The sequence below is a fragment of the Enterobacter sp. BNK-22 genome (genome assembly GCF_048684805.1).
Classification (GTDB): Bacteria; Pseudomonadota; Gammaproteobacteria; order Enterobacterales; family Enterobacteriaceae; genus Enterobacter; species Enterobacter quasiroggenkampii.
On sequence record NZ_JBLQTT010000001.1, the window covers coordinates 2121080 to 2140904 of the forward strand.

18 protein-coding genes are annotated in these 19825 nt (G+C 56.2%); 8 read left to right on the forward strand and 10 right to left on the reverse strand.

The window, feature by feature from the left end; translation table 11 throughout:
* Positions 1-18 precede the first annotated feature (18 nt).
* The 3 genes from ACMGGE_RS10020 to ACMGGE_RS10030 are packed head-to-tail and all read right to left on the reverse strand — an operon-like array spanning position 19 to position 3501.
* Positions 19-735, reverse strand: coding sequence for a GntR family transcriptional regulator (locus ACMGGE_RS10020; protein WP_045909415.1), 717 nt, complete (start codon positions 733-735; stop codon positions 19-21).
* Positions 736-750: 15 nt separating this feature from the next.
* Positions 751-2073, reverse strand: a complete 1323-nt coding sequence (locus ACMGGE_RS10025) for a PTS sugar transporter subunit IIC (RefSeq protein WP_420293719.1) — start codon at positions 2071-2073, stop codon at positions 751-753.
* A 51-nt stretch (positions 2074-2124) separates the two neighbouring features.
* Entirely contained in the window at positions 2125-3501 is a 1377-nt protein-coding gene (locus ACMGGE_RS10030; protein ID WP_262752367.1) for a glycoside hydrolase family 1 protein, read from the reverse strand.
* A 299-nt stretch (positions 3502-3800) separates the two neighbouring features.
* Here ACMGGE_RS10030 and ACMGGE_RS10035 point away from each other — a divergent pair, with 299 nt between their 5' ends.
* Positions 3801-4904, forward strand: coding sequence for a succinylglutamate desuccinylase/aspartoacylase family protein (locus ACMGGE_RS10035; RefSeq protein WP_052714372.1), 1104 nt, complete (start codon positions 3801-3803; stop codon positions 4902-4904).
* A gap of 114 nt (positions 4905-5018) precedes the next feature.
* Here ACMGGE_RS10035 and ACMGGE_RS10040 read toward each other — a convergent pair whose 3' ends face one another.
* The 6 genes from ACMGGE_RS10040 to mntR form a co-directional block, all read right to left on the reverse strand.
* The gene (locus ACMGGE_RS10040; protein WP_054830172.1) at positions 5019-6059 is read right to left on the reverse strand and encodes an aldo/keto reductase; all 1041 of its coding nucleotides are present in this window, start codon (positions 6057-6059) and stop codon (positions 5019-5021) included.
* A 107-nt stretch (positions 6060-6166) separates the two neighbouring features.
* Positions 6167-7690, reverse strand: a complete 1524-nt coding sequence (locus tag ACMGGE_RS10045) for an efflux transporter outer membrane subunit (protein ID WP_167212304.1) — start codon at positions 7688-7690, stop codon at positions 6167-6169.
* Positions 7690-9261, reverse strand: coding sequence for a DHA2 family efflux MFS transporter permease subunit (locus ACMGGE_RS10050; protein ID WP_048027030.1), 1572 nt, complete (start codon positions 9259-9261; stop codon positions 7690-7692). Before ACMGGE_RS10050 ends, ACMGGE_RS10045 begins: the two co-directional genes overlap by 1 nt.
* Positions 9258-10352, reverse strand: a complete 1095-nt coding sequence (locus ACMGGE_RS10055; RefSeq protein ID WP_048222160.1) for an HlyD family secretion protein — start codon at positions 10350-10352, stop codon at positions 9258-9260. The genes ACMGGE_RS10050 and ACMGGE_RS10055 overlap by 4 nt, the downstream gene beginning before the upstream one ends.
* Positions 10353-10453: 101 nt before the next feature.
* Complete coding sequence (locus ACMGGE_RS10060) at positions 10454-11563, reverse strand: anion transporter (RefSeq protein WP_248221026.1); 1110 nt, start codon at positions 11561-11563, stop codon at positions 10454-10456.
* Positions 11560-12033 (reverse strand): manganese-binding transcriptional regulator MntR, encoded by a 474-nt coding sequence (gene mntR, locus ACMGGE_RS10065; protein WP_008501176.1) that lies wholly within the window; start codon positions 12031-12033, stop codon positions 11560-11562. The genes ACMGGE_RS10060 and mntR overlap by 4 nt, the downstream gene beginning before the upstream one ends.
* A 183-nt stretch (positions 12034-12216) precedes the next feature.
* Between mntR and mntS the strand changes: the two genes are divergently transcribed.
* The gene (mntS, locus tag ACMGGE_RS10070) at positions 12217-12345 is read left to right on the forward strand and encodes a manganase accumulation protein MntS (RefSeq protein ID WP_008501175.1); all 129 of its coding nucleotides are present in this window, start codon (positions 12217-12219) and stop codon (positions 12343-12345) included.
* Positions 12346-12628: 283 nt separating this feature from the next.
* A complete protein-coding gene (locus ACMGGE_RS10075) occupies positions 12629-14212 on the forward strand; it encodes a phosphoethanolamine transferase (RefSeq protein ID WP_063621229.1) in 1584 nt (527 codons plus the stop codon).
* Between the two features lie 471 nt (positions 14213-14683).
* On the opposite strand, the gene ompX is transcribed toward ACMGGE_RS10075, so the two are convergent.
* Positions 14684-15202, reverse strand: coding sequence for an outer membrane protein OmpX (gene ompX, locus ACMGGE_RS10080; protein WP_008501173.1), 519 nt, complete (start codon positions 15200-15202; stop codon positions 14684-14686).
* A gap of 354 nt (positions 15203-15556) precedes the next feature.
* Here ompX and rhtA point away from each other — a divergent pair, with 354 nt between their 5' ends.
* The 5 genes from rhtA to glnQ all read left to right on the forward strand — a co-directional run bounded on the left by rhtA (position 15557) and on the right by glnQ (position 19825).
* Positions 15557-16444 (forward strand): threonine/homoserine exporter RhtA, encoded by an 888-nt coding sequence (rhtA, locus tag ACMGGE_RS10085; protein ID WP_008501172.1) that lies wholly within the window; start codon positions 15557-15559, stop codon positions 16442-16444.
* A 299-nt stretch (positions 16445-16743) separates the two neighbouring features.
* The gene (gene dps, locus ACMGGE_RS10090; RefSeq protein WP_008501171.1) at positions 16744-17247 is read left to right on the forward strand and encodes a DNA starvation/stationary phase protection protein Dps; all 504 of its coding nucleotides are present in this window, start codon (positions 16744-16746) and stop codon (positions 17245-17247) included.
* 362 nt (positions 17248-17609) lie between these two features.
* Positions 17610-18353, forward strand: coding sequence for a glutamine ABC transporter substrate-binding protein GlnH (gene glnH, locus ACMGGE_RS10095; protein ID WP_023310880.1), 744 nt, complete (start codon positions 17610-17612; stop codon positions 18351-18353).
* A 93-nt stretch (positions 18354-18446) separates the two neighbouring features.
* The gene (gene glnP, locus ACMGGE_RS10100) at positions 18447-19106 is read left to right on the forward strand and encodes a glutamine ABC transporter permease GlnP (protein ID WP_003858462.1); all 660 of its coding nucleotides are present in this window, start codon (positions 18447-18449) and stop codon (positions 19104-19106) included.
* Entirely contained in the window at positions 19103-19825 is a 723-nt protein-coding gene (gene glnQ / locus ACMGGE_RS10105) for a glutamine ABC transporter ATP-binding protein GlnQ (protein WP_023292945.1), read from the forward strand. Before glnP ends, glnQ begins: the two co-directional genes overlap by 4 nt.

Below are 19825 nucleotides of genomic sequence, written 5' to 3' on the forward strand. Positions count from 1 at the left end.
CTTCGAGGCCCGCTTTTTTTACCCGTTATTCACGATCACAATCCCGCCGTGGTCGTACCGATAGTGACAGTGGGCATACTCCAGCGGCGTGCCATCTTCCAGGTAAATGACCTGCTCCACCTCCAGCACCGGATCGGTTTCCTCGCAGACCAGATGCTCTCTGTCCAGCGCGCTGGGCTTAAGCGCCCGCACCACCCGATACGAGCCCATAATTTTCAGCCCCAGGGTCTCCTGAACGTACTGAAACACTGAACCTTCAAGATGGTTTTTCGTCAGGCCCGGCACCAGATTCATCGGCATCACCGTGGAATCCAGCGACATCGGTTCGCCGTTCAGCAAACGCAGGCGAATGAAGTCGTAGATCGGCGCATCGGCGTTAATCATCAGCGACGCCTGCTCTTTTTCGTTCGGGAAGCGCAGTTCGAAATGCACCACCTGGCTCGTAACCGTACCCAGATGCGCCCAGGTTTTGGTCGCGCCAAAGTAGTCGCTGCCGGAGAGATCCCACTGCGAAAGCTGGAGGAAATTTTTGCGGATGAACGTCCCCTGGCCCTGGCGGGTGTAGACCAGCCCTTCGACGATCAGCTGACGCATCGCCTGCTGGATGGTCATCCGGCTGGTGCTGAACTCCGCCGCCAGCGCAAACTGGTCCGGGAGCGGTTCATGGGCGGCGTACTGCTGGCTGATAATGCGTTTCTTGATTTCCCGCGCTATGGTGATGTACTTCGCCGCCATCGTCCTTCCTTTCTGTTAGTTTTCTATCCCGCTGTTTTTCAAGGCCACTCGCTCGGCAATTTTGAGGAAAGGCAGGTAGAAGAATACACCAAATACGATGATTGCCAACTGCACCACCACCGCCCGCCAGTCCCCCGCCGTGGCCAGCCAGGCGCTGAGAATCGGCGGCGTGGTCCACGGGATCATCACCACGCAGCGCGACATGAACCCCAGCGTAGTACAGAGCCAGGCGAAATAGATGCCGATGGCGGGTAGCAGCACAAACGGGATCATCAGCGGCAGGTTAAACACGATCGGCAGGCCAAAGATCACCGGCTCGTTGATGTTAAACAACCCCGGCGCCAGCGACAGGCGCGCCACCTGCTTCGCCGACTGTTGTCGGGAGAAGATAAAGATGGCGATCAGCAGCGAGATCGTGCTGCCCGTGCCGCCCACCATGCCGAACGTCGGCACGAAGATGTTATTGATGATGTGCGGAATGGGCTGGCCGTTTGCGAAGGCCAGCATGTTCTCGTTGGTATTGATCAGGAGGAACGGCTCCAGTACCACGCTGTTGACCACTGACTGATGAATGCCGAGCGTGAACAGGAAGTTGCCGAAGCTATAGATGAAAATCGTCCCCGGCAGGCTGGTGTTGATCAGCCGCAGCGGCTGCTGGATGAAGGTCGTAATGAGATGGATCAGGTCCGTATGCAGCACGTTTGCCAGTATCGCCGCGAGCACCGCAAACAGCGAAAGCGTGAGAATGGTTGGGATCAGCGCGGTAAAGGATTTGCTCACCGCCGGGGGGACGTTTTCACCGAGCGAAATATGCAGCGCCTTCAGCCGCGAAATAGCGATAAACACTTCCGTTGAGAGCAGCCCAATCAGCACCCCGGCGAAAATCCCGGTGGAGCCGATATTGGCGAAGGTCAGCACCTGCGTCACGCTGACCGCAGCGTCGCTGCCGACGGGCGTAATCTGTAAGCGCATCGGCATCATAATGATGAAACTGCTGATGGCGATAACCACTGCCGAGACCGGATTGTCGAAATCTTTGTTGCGCGCCAGCGACCAGGCAATCATCGGGGCCAGCAGCAGCGCGGCGATGTTCAGCGTGCCGTTGATAATCGCCTCGCCCCACACCTGAAAATGCGCCAGCGTATCGCCCTTAAACATCCACGGAAACACCACGTTGTTCACCAGCACCGCCAGACCGGCGAGGATGAAAATGGGCATTACCGTGGCGAAGGCGTCGCGCAGGGAGCGCAGGTGCACCTGGTTTGCCAGGCGCGCCGAAAACTCGACAAATTTATCGACAAAGGACTGCATGTGCGGTGTGATTTTTGTTTCAGACATAGCGGCGTGTTCCCATCAATCAGTCACAAAAACGGCCCGGCAGCGTACGGCTTACATCTCGCGTCCGTTGGTATGGATAACCTGTTTTAACCACGCGTAGCTCTTCTTCGGCACGCGCCTGAGGTCTTTCAGGTCGTGGTTTTCCCGGTTGACGTACACCACGCCGTAGCGCTTACGCATGTCGCCCTGGGAGCTGAGAATGTCGATTAACCCCCAGCCGAGGTAGCCAATGACCTCTGCCCCGTCCTCGAACATCGCCGCTTTCATCGCCTCGATGTGCGCCCGGTGGTAGTCGATGCGGTAGGTGTCCTCAATCGGGTTCACCCCATCCCAGGACTCAATCACGCCGATGCCGTTTTCAATCGGGAACACCGGAAGGCGCCAGTCGTTGTAATAGCGGGTAATGATGGTGCGAAAACCGAGCGGGTCGATCTGCCAGTTCCATTCGGTGGCTTTCAGGTAGGGGTTATTTTTCTCGCCGTGCAGCAGGTAATAGTTGACCGGCGTGCCTTCCGGGATCGCATCGCTGTCCAGCGTTTTGCTGGCGTAGTAGCTGAAGGCCATATAGTCGTTTTGGGTGCGCGCCAGCAGCGCGAGATCGTCTGCACGGTAGATATCGCCAAAGCCCTCCTGCTCCACCACCGCCATCACCGCCGGGCTGTAGCCCTGCCCGGCAAAGACGCGCAGCAGGTTCTGGTTGAGGAATTCGTCATACTGCTGGGCGCAGAAGATATCGCGCGGTTTGCAGGTAGCCGGGTAGATCAGCTGGTGCGCCAGCATGCCGCCCATCAGCTGGCCCGGTTTCGTCTGGTGCAGGTATTCGGTCAGCGCCATGTGCGCCACCATCGTATGGTGCTGGAGCAGATACAGCTCGCGCAGGGTTTTCTCGCCTTTCATATAGCCGGAAATGCGGAAGGCTTCCGGCATATGGAAAATATTCTGCTCGTTGAAGGTCAGCCAGTACTTCACGCGGTCGCCAAAGCAGTCGATCATCTTTTTGCCGTAGCGGATAAAGGCGTCCATCACGCGGCGGTCGATAAAGCCGTTGTACTCCTGCGCCAGCGCGAGCGGCATGTCGAAATGGTACAGGCAGATCATCGGCTCGATGCCGCGGGCGATCAGATCGTCAATAAAGCGGTCGTAAAATGCGATGCCTTCGTCGTTGAACGGGCCGTCGCCCTGCGGGCAGACGCGGCTCCAGGAGATCTGGAAGCGGTAGCAGTTCATGCCCAGATCCTGCATCAGGTCGAAATCTTCCCGGTAGCGGTGGTAGGAGTCGGTCGCCACTTTCCAGTCGGAGACGTTCTCCCCGGCTTCACGAATGTCATATACCGACATCCCCTTCCCGCCCTCGTTCCAGGCCCCTTCCGTCTGCATGCTGGAGACCGAGTTGCCCCATAAAAAGTTGGCTGGCAGCTGATTGTTCATGTTCTCTCCCTATATGACTAGTCATTTAAAAATTCATGACTAGTCATATAGGCGAAGATGTAAAAACGATCAAAGAGGAGGATCGTTTTTTGTGAGGTAGGTTGGAAAGAAGAAGCCGGGCATGAAAATGGATCGCGCAAATCCTTTTCCTGAGGCCGGAGCGTTAGCCTATGCAAAATCACATTTCCCGATCGTGCCACTGGCTGGCCTCATAAAATCATTATTAACTTAATGAGCATGAACCCAGGCCCTGGCCGGAAAATAAAAATCTCAACCCTATCAAATGGAAAATGACGCACATGAAGATATCTACTAGCCGTATCGCATTCGCTCTTAGCTTAGCGTTGTCATGCTCAATGACTCACGCGGCAACGGTGTATACGGGTGATAAGGTGCAGGGAGTACCTGTTATCTCGACTCTGGATGTAGCTGACCTGACAGCAGGACAACATCGCTTCATGTTCGAGGGGGTTGAGACAGGAACGGGACAGCGATGGTATGTCCCCATCATGGTGGCAAAAGGGAAAACGGACGGGAAGAAAGTTCTGCTTCAGGCTGGCGTCCACGGGGATGAGCTAAATGGGGTTCGTATCGTCCAAAAAGTAATGGAACAACTGGACCCCGCCAAAATGAACGGCAGCGTTATTGGTATTATTGGCCCAAACCGTTCTGGTCTTGAAAGGGTTTCCCGGACATGGTCTGTTTCAACCGATGGTGGTGAGACGATCGACTACAACCGCGTACATCCAGGAAAAGAAACGGGTAACTCTGCTGAGCGTCAGGCATGGATGATGTGGAATAAGGTTTACAAGGGAAATGTAGACCTGGCGATTGACTATCACACCCAGTCTACCGGAACGGCTTATCCGCTGTTCATTTATGCCGACTACCGCAATGCGGATGCCCGGACGATTGCAGAACTTTTTCCGGCCGATCAAATTAAGAAAGATCCCGGCGAAGCCGGCTCAATGGAGACAACCTTTATTCAAAATGGTATCCCGGCGATAACGGCCGAGACGGGAGAACCGAGGATTTACCAGCAGGATATGATTGCCCGGGGCTTAGAGGGTGCCCTCAATGTACTGATCCACTACAAGGTTATTGAAGGCAAAATCGGCGCAACCGCCAGCAGCAATAAAACGTATATTGGTAATGCTATCAGTTCAATACGTGCAACCACAGGTGGGTTTGCGGAAGTTTTCGTTAAACCCGGCGACACGGTAAAAGCAGGACAAGAGGTCGCCCTGCAGCGAAATGCGTTCGGTGATGTTGTCGCGAAGTATTCAGCAGAACGGGACGGCAAAGTACTGTCAATTGGAACAGATGTAGTCAGAGAGCCCCGAGCCCTGCTGGTAAGAGTCCTTGAGCAAAATCCAGCGGCAACCTGCAAAGACGGTTGCTGATTGCCGCCACAGCCCATCGTTGAATCGGCAAAAGCATGCTTAATGAAATAAACAGCTTTTGCCGACTGCTGCAACGAGGGGCAAACAAATTAAAAAATTACCTGATGCGGAGTGTTACTGCTGCGCGAGCTGATTACGGCGATACTCCCCCTGCCGCTCCAGCATCCAGCCAGGATATTCCCGCGGCAGCGCGCTCACCGCATCCAGCTGTTTAAGCTCGTCTTCGCTGAGACGGATCCCGGTGGCGGCAATGTTGTCGTCCAGCTGTTCAACGCGTTTCGCGCCAATGATGACGCTGGTCACCGCTTTCTGATGCAGCAGCCACGCCAGCGCGATTTGCGCGACGGAGACACCCTTGCTTTCGGCGATCGTGCGCATCACGTCCACGCAGTCGAAGGCGCGATCTTTGTTCACGGGCGGGAAGTCAAACTCCAGACGACGACCACCGGCTTCGCTCTGCCCGTCGCGGCCATATTTTCCGCTCAGCAGGCCGCCTGCCAGCGGGCTCCAGACCATCAGCCCGACGCCTTCGCTCTGCATCATCGGCACCAGCTCGCGCTCAAGATCGCGTCCGGCGATGGTGTAATACGCCTGGAGGGATGCGAAACGCGCCAGCCCGAGACGCTCGGAAATGCCCAGCGCTTTGGCAATCTGCCACGCCGCCCAGTTCGAGACGCCGATATAGCGCACGTGGCCGTGCTGCACCAGGTTATCCAGCGCATACAGCGTCTCTTCAATCGGCGTGGCCGGGTCGAAGCCGTGCAGCTGATAGAGATCGATATGATCGAGCTGCAGGCGGCGCAGGCTCTCCTTCACGCTGCTGATGATGTGATAGCGCGAGCTGCCGCGCGAGTTCACCCCTGCCGTTCCGGTTTCGCCGAACACTTTGGTCGCGACGACCACGTTCTCGCGGGGGATTTTCAGGTTTTTCAGCGCCTGGCCGGTGATCTCCTCCGAACGCCCTTCCGAGTAAACGTCCGCGGTATCGATAAAGTTGATCCCGGCATCCAGCGCGCGGCCCACCAGCTGTTCTGCTTCGCTTTGCTGGAGCTGACCAATCTTGCCCCACATGCCGCCTTCACCGCCGAAGGTCATGGTGCCGAGGCACAGTTCAGAAACGAACAGACCGGTGTTGCCCAGTTTTTGATAACGCATAAGATAATCCTCGCATGTCGTTTAAGGGGTACCCGATAGTTATACCCGCCCCTCAGCCATCGCGAATGTGGCGTTCCTGTCCGTTTCTTGCCCAATCCTCTGAAAATTTATCCGCGCGGGGCGTCGCCAAAGACGCTGTAGTCCGGTAATTGCACCTGCTGATACGGCTCCCAGCCGCCACCGAGCGCCTTGTAGAGCGCCACCAGATCGAGCGCGCTTTGTACCTGCGCCTGCGCGCGCTGCTGCTCGGCCTGGGCCAACTGCCTCTGGGCGTCCAGCACGTCAATGAAGCTGGCGATCCCCTGGCGGTAGCTGTCGCTGGCTAAATCAAAGGCGTTTTGCAAAGCGTCGATCGTTTTTGCGAGACCCGCTTCACGCTGCTGGTCGGTGCGATAGCTCACCAGGGCGTTTTCGACATCGCCAAGCGCGGTGAGCACCGTCTGGCGATAGTCCAGCACCGCGGCCCCCTGCTGCGCGCGCGCCACCTTCACGCTGGAGACCAGCCGACCGCCCTGGAAGATGGGGATGGAGACCTGCGGGCCAAAGCTGTAGAAGTGGCTGCTCCAGTCGGTCAGCCAGTTGGTTTCGCTGTTGCGCAGGCCAAACTGCCCGGAGAGGGTAAAGCTCGGGAACAGCTCCGCCACCGACACGCCAATCTGCGCCGTGGCGGCATGAAGGTTCGCCTCCGCTTCACGCACGTCCGGACGGCGGCGTGCCAGCGTCGACGGAATGCCGGTCTGCACGATATCCGGCAGCGCGGGCATCGGCTGCACGCTTTGTAATTCCGCATCCAGCGCCCCCGGCGGCTTGCCCAGGAGGATTGCCAGGCCATTCATCGCCTGACGCGCCTGCGCCTGGTACTGCGGCAGCTGCGCCTCCAGGTTACCCAGCTGTGCACGCGCATTCTCCACGTCCATCTGCGGCGACAGCCCGCCGCGCTGGCGGCTCTCGGTCAGATCCAGCGTCTGCTGCGCGCTTTTAATCTGGGTGTTCAGCGTGTCGATAACGCTTTGCGCCCCGCGCAGCTGGAGCCACGCGCGCGCCACTTCCGCCTCCAGCGACACCAGCGCGTCGTTACGCTGCTCGATAGCCGCTTTCTGCTGCGCTTCGGCGGCTTCCACCTGACGACGCACCTTACCCCACAGGTCAATTTCCCACTGGGCGTCGAAGCTGCCCTGGTAGAGGTTGATCGGCTGCGTCAGCGGTCCCAGCGCGCCCTTGAGAGCGGGATCGATGCTATCCACCTGGTCATACACGCCGTGGGATTTCAGCTCCCCTTCTAGCCCGAGCTGCTGGCGCGTCGCCTGCAGATTGCCGTTCACCGACGGGTAAAACGCACCGCCCGCCTGGTTAATCTGCTCGCGCGCGCCGGCGATGCGCAGCACCGTCTGCTGCAGCGTCAGGTTCCCGGCAATGGCGCGTTCCACCAGGCTGTCGAGCTGTGGCGAGCCGAAGGTCTTCCACCAGCGCGGGTTGGTCGCGGCGGAGGTCGTCTGCGATTTTACCGCGCTGTCGCCCTTATCGTTCCAGTGCGTGACGGCAGGTGGCGCGGGCGGCTGATAGTCCGGCCCGACGGCGCAACCTGCCAGCAGCATCATTATCATCAGGGGGTGTAAACGTCTGTGTATCATCAATGTGCTCCTGCACTCCCCTCGCTCTTAACCGGCGAGAGCAACAAACAAAACGGAATCAGTAACAAGGCCACGGCGCTCAGGATGGTGAAGACGTCAATGTAGGCCAAAAAGCGCGACTGCTCGATCATGGTCTGGTACAGGCGTCCGGTGGCGATGCCGGTGGGGTCTCCCACCTGGGTCGTGAAGTTCTGGATCGCCTGGGCGCTTTCGCGTATCGCCTGCTGGAACTGCTCGTTAAATGGCGAGGCGTGGTACGCCAGATGCGCACTGTGCGCCTGGGACCGTTCAGTGATGGCCGCCGTCGACAGCGAGATCCCGACCGAGCCCGCGACGTTACGGAACATGGTGAACAGCGCTGCCGCATCGGCATTCAGCCGTCTTGGAATCGAAATAAAGGCAATGGTGGTCAGGGGCACAAACAGGAACCCCAGCCCCAGCGACTGGGCGCTGCGGAACAGCACCAGCGTCTCGAAGTCGATATCCGGGGTCAGCGTGCGCGACCAGAAGAACGACACCGCCAGGCAGGTAAAGCCAAAGGCGATAATCCAGCGCGTCTGCACCACCGGCATCAGCTTCAGCACCAGCGGAATGGTCAGCACAATCAGCACCGCCCCGGGCGACAGCACCAGCCCGGACCAGGTGGCGGTATAGCCCAGGTCCTGCTGCGCCAGCTGCGGGATCACCACGGAACTGCCGTACAAAATCATCGCCATCCCCGCCATCAGCAGGCTGGAGATGGCAAAGTTGCGGTCCTTCATGCAGTGCAGATCCACCACCGGTTTTCTGGCATACACCAGCCAGTAAATGGCACCGATAATGCCGATAAGCGTTAACACCGCGAAGGTACGAATAAAGTTCGAGTAGAACCAGTCCTCATCTTCCCCCCGGTCAAGCATCACCTGCAGGCAGCCCAGCCCCAGGGCAATCAGGCCGATCCCCGTCCAGTCGATGGTCAGCTTCTCTTTTGACTTGCTCTCCCACGGCGGATCTTCCAGCAGCTGGTAGATCGCCAGCACCGTGACAATTCCCACCGGGATGTTGATAAAGAACACCCAGCGCCAGGAGTAATTGTCGGTGATCCAGCCCCCCAGCGTCGGGCCGAGGACCGGTGCAACGATAATCGCGATGGACGAGAGTCCAAAGGCTTTGCCCCTGTCCTCCGGCTTGAAGTAGTCGAGCAGTACCGACTGCTGCGTGGGCTGTAGTCCGCCGCCAAAAAAGCCCTGCATCACGCGGAACAGGATGATCTGCCACAGCTCGGTGGCGATGCCGCAGAGGAACGAGCAGACGGTGAACATGACGATGCAGATCAGGAAGAACTGCTTGCGGCCGAAGACGCGGCTCAGAAACGCCGAGATGGGCAGCACGATGCCGTTCGCGACCAGGTAGCTGGTTAACACCCAGGTGGATTCGTCATAGCTGGACGAGAGCGAACCCGCCACGTGGGGCAGCGCCACGTTGACGATGGTGGTGTCGAGGATCTCCATAAACACCGCCAGGGTGACGACAATCGCCACCGCCCACGGGTTGCTGGCGGGCTTCCAGCTGTCGTGGCTGTGATCCGTCATTCCACCGTCACCTTCGGCGCAACCGACAGCCCCAGCGGCAGCGGTTTGTTCGGATCGAGCCCCTTATCAATCACGATTTTGACCGGCACGCGCTGCACAATTTTGACGAAGTTACCGGTGGCATTTTCTGCCGGGAAGGCGGAGAAGCGCGAGCCGCTGCCCTGCTGGATGCTGTCAACGTGGCCCTCAAGCGCCATATCCGGCCACGCGTCGACCGACACGGTGACTTTATCGCCGGGCTTCATGCGCTCAAGCTGGGACTCTTTGAAGTTCGCCACCACCCACACGTTCGGCGAAACCAGGGAGAACAACGCCGTTCCCGCCTGCACCAGCGTGCCGGGCTGCACGTTGCGTTTGGTGACAAACCCGTCGAACGGGGCGCGGACTTCGGTGTAAGAGAGGTTCAGATTGGCCGTTTCCAGCTGCGCTTTCGCCTGATCGACCTGACGCTCGCGCGCTTCAACGTTGGTTTCCTGCTGGCGGATTTGCAACTGGACCTGCTCTGCCACCTCCAGCTGCGCCTGGGCGCTGGCCAGCCCCGCCTGCGCGCTGCGCAGCTGAGCGTTCGCGGAATCAATGCTTTGCTGGGTGGTTGCCCGCGGGTCGACACCGCGCTGGCGACGGTACTCCGCCTGCGCGTTCGCCAGATCGGCCTGCGCTTTCAGCACCTGCGCTTTGGCTTCGTCACGCTGGGCGGGATACTGCACTTTGGAGAGCGCGAGCTGCGCCTGGGCCTGATGCAGCTGCGCGATAGCCAGCCCAAGCTGGGCCTGAGCCTGATCGCGCTGCGCGGTGGTATCCCGCGGATCGATAACCACCAGCAGATCGCCCTTTTTCACGCGCTGGTTATCGCGCACCCGCAGCTCGGTGACATAGCCTGCCGTTTTCGGGGCAATCGTCACCACGTCGCCGTCGGTAAAGGCGTCGTCAGTCGTCTCTTCGTTACGGGTTAAAAACCACCAGACCAGCGCCACGACAACCATCACCACCACGACAATGCCGAGGATAATTAACGGTTTTTTGCCCGGGCGCTTACGCTCATTATTATTTTTGTCCTGCTCGTCAGCAGGCTTATTTTGATCTTCAGCCATAGTTCAGCAACGGTCCTGTCAGTGAGCGGCATCACACTATGCCGTTCACTAAAGCTAGGACGTTGCTATACGTTTGCCAGGAAAAACTGACAAATTGCGCACTATATGAGAAGGAATATTCCGAAACCGATCGCCGCGGCCCAAACCAGCATCGGTATCGACCAGAGATGGAAGCGCCACCAGATACGACGGTCGTTGGCCATGCGCAGGGCAATCAGGTTGGCCAGCGAGCCGGGCAACAGCCCAAACCCGCCGATATTCACCGCCCAGGCCAGCAGCGTGTCCGGCGGAACATAGTTGAGCAGCAGAATGGTGGACGGCACGTTGCTGATAAACTGCGACAGGCCAATCGCCGTCAGCCACAGTCCCGACTGAGACAGCGTGCTGACGCTGTGCAGCACGTTCTGCAGCACCGGAAGCTGGATGAGAAGATGCACATCAATAAACATCACCATAAAGACCAGCAGCAGCGTCCAGTCCACGCTGACCAGCACGCGCCGCGCCAGGACGACAAAGCCTGCGGCGACCAGCAGGACACCCGCCAGCTCATACTTCAGCTCGAGCGCGAACAGAAAGACGATATATAACCCGAGACAGCTCCAGACCAGACGCGGCTGCCACTGCGGGCCCGTGGTGCCGCTGTGGTATTGCAGTTTTTTATCCGGAAACGCAAACCAGCAGACCGCCAGCAGCGACAGCATCATCACCAGCGCCAGCGGTGCCATCTGCCAGGTAAAGGCGGCGAACGACAGCCCGGAACGTCCCCAGAGGAGGATATTTTGCGGGTTGCCGATAGGCGTTAACAGAGAACCGGCGTTAACGGCGAGCGCTTCAAAGATGATCAGCCGGCTGACCGGGATCTCGCAAAGCTTACGCAGCGTGAGCGTGAGGGGCACGATGATAAACAGCGCCACGTCGTTGGTCAGAAACGTCGACAGCACCGCGGCGGAAAACACCATAAACAGGGACAGCCTGCGCTCGGTGGCAAAGCGGCGCACCATTTTACGGCCCAGCACGTCAAAATAGCCGCTCAGCTCGACCCCTTTGGTGAGCATCATCAGGCCGCTCAGGGTAATGATGGTGCGCCAGTCAATGGCAGCGGGCCAGGCCTGCGGCGCAAACGGCACAAAGAGGCTTAATCCTGCGCCAATGAGTAATAAGAGATGGAAGAAACGATCGCGTGCCAGGGCCTGCAGTCCAGGGATTTTCATTCAGCGGAGGGACCATATTTAAGCGTAAACTCACGAAACTTCACCAGCGTCTCTTCGCTGACGTGGTGTTCCATTCCTTCCGCATCCCGGCGGGCAATCTCCGGGCTAACGCCCAGCACCAGCAAAAAATTCTCGACAAGCTGGTGGCGCTCGCGGCTCTCCTGCGCGAGTTTCTCCCCTTCTGGCGTCAGAAAGACCCCGCGCCAGGGGATCATTTCGATTAGGCCCACGGAGGCGAGACGTTTTAACATTTTTGCGACAGTTGGCTGCGATACCCCCAGCCTGGCGGCCATATCGACCTGACGCGCTTCCCCGACCTCACGAATCAGATCGGAAATGAGTTCAACATAATCATCAATCAGTTCACGCCGGTGCGCTTCACGGACCTGGCGAAAACCTTCGACATGCTCTTCAACATTCACCAGTTGCGTCGTTTTTTTAATGGTTGGCTTACCTGCGCGACGGTTCATTGTACTTCCTCAGTGGGGTGACGCTTCCAGCGCCCGGTATCGAGAGCGCACATTGTAAACCATCCCTCCACAAGCACAAAAAATTAACGAAATAGCCATAGCTATACAATATAGCCTGTGCTATATCTGTATGTAATGCAGTCACCCTTCACGGATCGAAGGGATCAAAAATCAGGAGGTCTTATGAACGAATTCAAGAGGTGCATGACCGTGTTTACCCACTCACCCTTTAAAGTGCGCTTAATGCTGCTGAACATGCTGTGCGATATGTTTAACGGCAAACCGCATCAGGATGACAAACCTTCCCACTAAGCGGCGTCGCGGTACGCCGCTTCATTTTCCCGTCACATTTTCGCTGTAAACTGGCTTCCAGCCGCCCTATTCCCGATCTTTTTTACGGATTTGCAATCCCCTTCGCAAAACATCTGCTTAGCAACTGTTGATATTATTTAGCGCTCGCACTATCTTCTTGCAGCCCTGCACAATTTGCGGCTCGCTGAAGCGGACCCTCATTCCCTCTCCACGCACTGTCAGGCAGGTTATGACCCTTGACGCCAGGGTGAGCACATGGCGTTTTCATCCATGATAGTGACCTATGAATTTAACCCTGATAGATACCGTTGTGACCCGCAGCCGGGCCTTAAGCCCGTGGACGGGGTTTTACTTTTTGCAGTCATTACTGATTAACTTTGCGCTCGGTTATCCCTTTAGTCTGCTCTACGCGGTGGCCTTCACCTGCATTCTGCATGTGCTGTGGCGAGCCGCGCCGCGCGCGCAAAAAGCATTAATCGGCATCTGTTCGCTGGTTGCGGCACTCTATTTTCCGTTTGGTCAGGCGTACGGCTCGCCAAACTTTAATACCCTGCTGGCGCTGCACTCGACCAATATGGAAGAGTCGACGGAGATCCTGACGATCTTCCCGTGGTACAGCTACGTGGTCGGGCTCTTTATCTTCGCGTTGGGCGTTATCGCCATCCGTCGTCAGCCGGGCGAGAAAAAATCCTGGGGTAAGATCGACATACTCTGTCTGGTATTCAGCGTTGCCGTGGCGTTTGTCGCCCCCATCCAGAATATTCCCTGGGACGGTAAGCTAAGACTTATTAACATCGGCTATCCGGTTTTCCGCTTCGTGAAAGACGTCGTTGTAAATAATAAAGAGGTTCTCGACGAACAGGCCCGCATGGCTGAGCTTTCCAATATGAAAGACACCTGGAACGTGCTGGCCGTTAAGCCGAAATATCACACCTATGTGGTGGTGATTGGCGAAAGCGCGCGTCGCGATGCAATGGGGGCGTTTGGCGGCCACTGGGATAACACCCCGTTTGCCAGTTCGGTCAAAGGCACCCTGTTTACCGATTATGTCGCGGCCAGCGGCTCAACGCAGAAATCGCTCGGCCTGACCCTTAACCGGGTGGTGGATGGCAAACCGCAGTATCAGGATAATTTCGTCACCCTGGCAAACCGCGCAGGTTTTCAGACGTGGTGGTTCTCGAATCAGGGGCAAATTGGCGAATACGATACGGCGATTGCCAGCATCGCCAAACGGGCTGACGAAGTGCAGTTCCTGAAAAACGGCGATTTTGAAGCCGACAAAAATACCAAGGACGAAGCGCTGCTGAAAATGACGGCGCAGGTCTTCGCCACCCCGCGCACCCAGCCTCAGCTGATCGTCCTGCATCTGATGGGGTCGCACCCGCAGGCCTGCGATCGGACCGGCGGGAAGTACGCGGAGTTCGTGCAGTCCAAAGAGACCTCCTGCTATCTCTACACCATGACGCAAACCGACGACCTGCTGAGCAAGCTCTACGATCAGCTGCGCAATACGGGCGACAGCTTCTCCCTGGTCTATTTCTCGGATCACGGACTGGCGTTTAAGGAGCGCGGGAAAGAGGTGCAGTACCTGGCGCACGATGACAAGTTCCAGCAGAACTTCCAGGTACCGTTTATGGTGCTGTCGAGTGACGATAAAACGCATCGCGTTATTAAAGCGCGTCGTTCAGCGAATGATTTCCTGCAGTTTTTCTCGCAGTGGACGGGGATTACCGCCGGGCAGATAAAAAACGCTTACCCGTTTGTCTCTAACAAGAAAGCTCCCCAAGTGTACGTTACCAACTTCAAGTTACAGAAAGTTGACTACAACCATCTGGGTACGGATATTTTTGATATTAAGAGTAAGTAGCGGTCTGATGCCCTCACCCTGGTCCTCTCCTACAGGGCTGAGGGATCCCCCAGTAATTTTTTACTTGAAGCGATGAACGTTGCTTCGCAAAATTAATGACTTACAGCGACGCCCTGGTCCGGCTGTAAATCGCCGAAGCGTTTCCGCAAGGCCGGGGCGAGGCGCAGGGATGCGCCGAGAGGGCGTGGCCTGCAGGGATGCAGGCTCATGCCCGACCCGATAGCCTGAAGGAATAAGCTGAGGGTACCGCGAAGCGGCGATTTACCGCCGGGAGCCCGGGTCGCCAGGGCGGCGGCGATTGAGCCGCCCTGGCACGTTCACAGGTCATCCTGTCACAGAGTAGCAAGGAACATGAAGTGAACGGAATGACCACTACAGCCGTATGTTCCCCCCTCCCCCCACAGGGAGAGGGAAAAAGACAAAAAAAAATCCGCCACAGTGGGCGGATTTTTTATTTAATCACCGAAGTGATTAGAAGCGGTAACCTACGCCCGCGATCCAGGTGCCAACGTCAACGTTGCGGATACGGCTCTGCTCATAGGAGAAGTCCAGAGCAACGTCCTGGATTGGGTTGAACTGCAGGCCTGCGCCATAGGAGAAGCCGTAGTCGCTGTTGCTTGCAGTGCGGTTCAGACCTTCGTTTTCGGTCTGCTGGAATTTACCGTAGCCAACACCTACAACACCGTAGATGCTTGCCCAGTCGTTCAGACGGTAAGCTGGGCCCGCGGTGATACCGTAGTACTGGCCTTTGTTGTATGCGCCGTTTTCAGAACGATCTTTCTCGGTGTAGGTGAAAGAACCGATCACGCCCAGTGGGTTGTTATCCTGCTCGTAACGATACTTCAGGTTGAAACCGTTAGCTTTGTTCATCACGCCCTGATAGTCGCTCTGAGCGTAACCACCAGTAACAGTAGAAGTAGCAGCTACAGCGGTACCTGCGGAAACAGCCAGTACAGCGGCCAGTGCTGAAAGACATGCAATTTTTTTCATAACCACCTCAAATGTGATCCAAGTAAGTCCGTAAGTTTTAAATATATCAAAAAAATTTGCGAAACTCTTTGTGATTCGTGATGTCTAATGAAACCTTTCCTGTAACAGAACGTTTCCAGCATCAGCTATCTCTTTCAAATCACATGCAATTTTCACTACTAAATGCGCATAGTGCGCGTCTGCGCAGTTACATTCATCCAGATTATTCCTAATCTGACAGGCGATAAATCCACCAGCGCTTAACCATTTTACGGATTTCACCTGCTTTTTTTTCAACAGTACCTCAACCGTAGCCGCATATTTCCTTTACACTGCAACCTTTACCTCATTTGACATAAGCTGACAGGAGAAAGGATGCCTGGGTTATCCCGCACGTCGTCGGTCTGGTTGCCGGTAGCCGTCATACTCATTGCCATGTTGTCCATTCAAAGCGGTGCCTCGCTGGCAAAATCGCTTTTTCCGCTGGTTGGCGCGCCCGGGGTGACCGCCCTGCGTATTGTGCTAGGCACGGCGATACTGGTGGTCATTTTTAAACCGTGGCGTCTGCGCTTCAAAAAGGAGCAGCGTTTACCGCTGCTGTTTTATGGACTCTCCCTGGGAGCGATGAACTACCTGTTCTACCTCTCCATCCAGACGATACCGCTGGGTATTGCCGTCGCGCTGGAGTTTACCGGCCCGCTGGCGGTGGCGCTGTTCTCCTCCCGACGTCCGGTCGATTTTATCTGGGTCGTGTTGGCCGTACTGGGCTTATGGTTCCTGCTGCCGCTGGGCCAGAGCGTTTCTGAGATTGACCTGACGGGCGCAGCGCTGGCACTGGGCGCAGGTGCCTGCTGGGCTGTCTATATCCTCACCGGCCAGCGCGCAGGGGAAGAGCACGGTCCGGCGACCGTCGCGTTGGGTTCCCTGATTGCGGCCATCGTGTTTGTGCCCATCGGCATGGCGCAGGCGACAGAGTCTATCTGGCAATGGTCCGTCATGCCCATCGGTCTGGCGGTCGCGATTCTCTCTACCGCACTCCCCTATTCTCTGGAGATGATTGCGCTGACGCGTCTGCCGACACGCATATTTGGCACCCTGATGAGTATGGAGCCTGCGCTTGCCGCGATTTCCGGGATGGTGTTTCTCGGCGAAACCCTGACATTGACCCAGACGCTGGCGCTCTGCTCGATTATCGCGGCATCAATGGGCTCGACGCTTACCATGCGCCCGGAGCCAAAAGTTGAGAAAGTGGATATCAACTAAGGCCATATATTCTGCATGGCTTCCACGCCATGCAGAATAAAGGCCAGAAACACAGGCGTTATAATTTCTTACACACTCACGCCTGCCAGCAAAATATTCCTCTGCCTTAACTTCCCCATTCAGCAATTAAGATTGATCTGTATCAATTTATAAATTATCTAATACTTTCAATAAATTAAATTCTCAACCTCCTTCTCGCTATTAAACCGATAGGCACAGCCAAACCGCAGAGAAAAAATCCGGTGCTATACTTAGTTCCGTAATTACCTGGGACATAAACATCAAGAGGATATGAGATTATGAGTACCGCTAAACTGGTGAAAACGAAAGCGTCTAATCTGCTTTATACCCGTAACGATGTATCGGACAGCGACAAAAAAGCGACCATTGAGTTGCTGAATCGCCAGGTGATCCAGTTCATCGATCTTTCGCTGATCACCAAACAGGCCCACTGGAATATGCGCGGTGCAAACTTTATTGCCGTTCATGAAATGCTGGATGGCTTCCGCACAGCACTGGTTACCCACCTCGATACGATGGCTGAACGTGCCGTTCAGTTAGGCGGCGTGGCGCTGGGCACCACGCAGGTGATCAACAGCAAAACCCCGCTGAAAAGCTATCCGCTGGATATCCATACCGTTCAGGATCACCTGAAAGAGCTGGCGGACCGCTATGCGATTGTGGCGAACGATGTGCGCAAAGCGATTAGCGAAGCGAAAGACGAAGATACCGCAGACATCTTCACCGCTGCCTCCCGCGATCTGGATCAGTTCCTGTGGTTCATCGAATCTAACATCGAATAATTCATACGAATTTACTATCAAACCCTCGCCCTTCGGTGAGGGTTTTGCACATCTATGGTGCACGTTTTTTGCCTGAGAACGTGCAAAAGTGAAGAAATTGTAATAATCACCTCACACAACCGTTAACGGAAGATTGTTTTTTCGTCAGAATTTACGCTAAATATCTCCCCGTCAGTTGAGCCAAACGAAGCGCACCAAAACAGTGCTCCACTTTGGTGCAATAAGACCTCATTGCCCCATTTATTGTGCAATGCATGACATCATCCCCTTTGCAAAACAATAGCTTGTAAAGTTGGCACGATTTTTTCATTGTGCCACCTGTTCTCGCAGGGGATCGCCCCGTGGATATAAAAGGAAATGCTATGAAGTCTGTATTAAAAGTTTCACTGGCTGCACTTACCCTGGCTTTTGCGGTGTCCTCTCAGGCTGCCGACAAACTGGTTGTGGCGACCGACACGGCGTTCGTTCCGTTTGAATTCAAACAGGGTGATAAATACGTTGGTTTCGATGTGGATCTGTGGGCCGCCGTCGCAAAAGAACTCAAACTGGATTACACCCTGAAGCCGATGGACTTCAGCGGCATTATTCCGGCACTGCAAACCAAGAACGTTGATCTGGCGCTGGCGGGTATCACCATTACCGACGAACGTAAAAAAGCGATCGACTTCTCTGATGGCTACTACAAAAGCGGCCTGCTGGTGATGGTCAAAGCCGATAATAACGACGTAAAAAGCGTGAAAGATCTCGACGGCAAAGTGGTGGCAGTGAAGAGCGGCACCGGTTCGGTTGATTACGCGAAAGCCAATATCAAAACCAAAGACCTGCGTCAGTTCCCGAACATCGACAACGCGTACATGGAACTCGGCACCAACCGTGCTGACGCTGTTCTGCACGACACGCCGAACATCCTGTACTTCATCAAAACAGCCGGTAACGGCAAGTTCAAAGCCGTTGGCGAGTCTCTGGAAGCCCAGCAGTACGGTATCGCGTTCCCGAAAGGCAGCGACGACCTGCGCACGAAAGTTAACGGCGCGCTGAAAACGCTGAAAGAGAACGGCACCTATAACGAAATCTACAAAAAATGGTTCGGTACCGAGCCTAAATAATTTCACCTGAATTCAGGTTTGTAACGCCCGGTGGCGCTGCCGCTTACCGGGCCTACGTTTTTCGTTTTTCACCACGGTATACAGGAATACATCATGCAGTTTGACTGGAGCGCCATCTGGCCTGCCATTCCACTCTTGCTTGAAGGCGCTAAAATGACCCTGTGGATTTCGGTCCTGGGTCTGGTTGGCGGGTTGATTATCGGTCTTGTCGCCGGTTTCGCCCGTACCTACGGTGGCTGGATTGCAAACCACATCGCACTGGTTTTCATCGAAGTGATCCGCGGCACCCCTATTGTCGTGCAGGTCATGTTCATTTACTTCGCCCTGCCCATGGCGTTCACTGACCTGCGCATTGACCCGTTCAGCGCAGCCGTCGTCACCATTATGATCAACTCAGGCGCCTACATTGCGGAAATCACCCGCGGTGCGGTGCTGTCGATTCATAAAGGTTTCAGTGAAGCCGGTCTTGCATTAGGCCTTTCGCGTCGCGAAACGATCCGCCACGTTATTCTGCCGCTGGCGCTGCGTCGCATGCTGCCACCGCTGGGTAACCAGTGGATCATCAGCATTAAAGATACGTCGCTGTTCATTGTTATCGGCGTGGCCGAACTGACCCGTCAGGGGCAGGAGATCATTGCTGGCAACTTCCGCGCGCTGGAAATCTGGAGTGCGGTGGCCGTGGTCTACCTGATCATTACTCTGGTTCTGAGCTTCGTTCTGCGTCGTCTTGAAAGAAGGATGAAAATCCTGTGATTGAATTTAAAAACGTTTCCAAGCACTTTGGCCCAACCCAGGTGCTGCACAATATCGATCTGAACATCCAGCAGGGTGAAGTGGTGGTCATTATCGGACCATCCGGTTCCGGTAAGTCGACCCTGCTGCGCTGCATCAACAAGCTGGAAGAGATCACTAGCGGCGATCTGATCGTCGACGGTCTGAAGGTGAATGACCCGAAAGTAGATGACCGTCTGATTCGTCAGGAAGCGGGCATGGTGTTCCAGCAGTTCTACCTGTTCCCGCACCTGACGGCGCTGGAGAACGTGATGTTTGGCCCCCTGCGCGTGCGCGGCGCCAACAAAGCGGCGGCAGAAGCGCTGGCCAAAGATCTGCTGGCGAAAGTCGGCCTGGCTGAACGCGCGCACCACTACCCTTCTGAGCTGTCCGGTGGTCAACAGCAGCGCGTGGCAATTGCCCGCGCGCTGGCGGTCAAACCGAAACTGATGCTGTTTGATGAGCCTACGTCCGCACTCGACCCGGAGCTGCGCCACGAGGTGCTGAAGGTCATGCAGGATCTGGCGGAAGAAGGGATGACGATGGTTATCGTGACCCACGAAATCGGCTTCGCTGAGAAAGTGGCGTCCCGCCTGATCTTTATTGATAAAGGCCGTATTGCGGAAGACGGTAACCCGCAGGAGTTGATTGCGAACCCGCCGAGCCCGCGTCTGCAGGAGTTCCTGCAGCACGTCTCCTGA

Coding starts and splice junctions, on each gene's coding strand:
- ACMGGE_RS10035 (WP_052714372.1), top strand. CDS start 3,801: ATGAAGATATCTACTAGCCGTATCGCATTCGCTCTTAGCTTAGCGTTG.
- ompX (WP_008501173.1), bottom strand. CDS start 15,202: ATGAAAAAAATTGCATGTCTTTCAGCACTGGCCGCTGTACTGGCTGTT.
- ACMGGE_RS10045 (WP_167212304.1), bottom strand. CDS start 7,690: ATGATACACAGACGTTTACACCCCCTGATGATAATGATGCTGCTGGCA.
- rhtA (WP_008501172.1), top strand. CDS start 15,557: ATGCCTGGGTTATCCCGCACGTCGTCGGTCTGGTTGCCGGTAGCCGTC.
- ACMGGE_RS10030 (WP_262752367.1), bottom strand. CDS start 3,501: ATGAACAATCAGCTGCCAGCCAACTTTTTATGGGGCAACTCGGTCTCC.
- ACMGGE_RS10060 (WP_248221026.1), bottom strand. CDS start 11,563: ATGAAAATCCCTGGACTGCAGGCCCTGGCACGCGATCGTTTCTTCCAT.
- ACMGGE_RS10040 (WP_054830172.1), bottom strand. CDS start 6,059: ATGCGTTATCAAAAACTGGGCAACACCGGTCTGTTCGTTTCTGAACTG.
- ACMGGE_RS10020 (WP_045909415.1), bottom strand. CDS start 735: ATGGCGGCGAAGTACATCACCATAGCGCGGGAAATCAAGAAACGCATT.
- ACMGGE_RS10075 (WP_063621229.1), top strand. CDS start 12,629: ATGAATTTAACCCTGATAGATACCGTTGTGACCCGCAGCCGGGCCTTA.
- glnP (WP_003858462.1), top strand. CDS start 18,447: ATGCAGTTTGACTGGAGCGCCATCTGGCCTGCCATTCCACTCTTGCTT.
- ACMGGE_RS10050 (WP_048027030.1), bottom strand. CDS start 9,261: ATGACGGATCACAGCCACGACAGCTGGAAGCCCGCCAGCAACCCGTGG.
- glnH (WP_023310880.1), top strand. CDS start 17,610: ATGAAGTCTGTATTAAAAGTTTCACTGGCTGCACTTACCCTGGCTTTT.
- ACMGGE_RS10055 (WP_048222160.1), bottom strand. CDS start 10,352: ATGGCTGAAGATCAAAATAAGCCTGCTGACGAGCAGGACAAAAATAAT.
- ACMGGE_RS10025 (WP_420293719.1), bottom strand. CDS start 2,073: ATGTCTGAAACAAAAATCACACCGCACATGCAGTCCTTTGTCGATAAA.
- dps (WP_008501171.1), top strand. CDS start 16,744: ATGAGTACCGCTAAACTGGTGAAAACGAAAGCGTCTAATCTGCTTTAT.
- mntR (WP_008501176.1), bottom strand. CDS start 12,033: ATGAACCGTCGCGCAGGTAAGCCAACCATTAAAAAAACGACGCAACTG.
- mntS (WP_008501175.1), top strand. CDS start 12,217: ATGAACGAATTCAAGAGGTGCATGACCGTGTTTACCCACTCACCCTTT.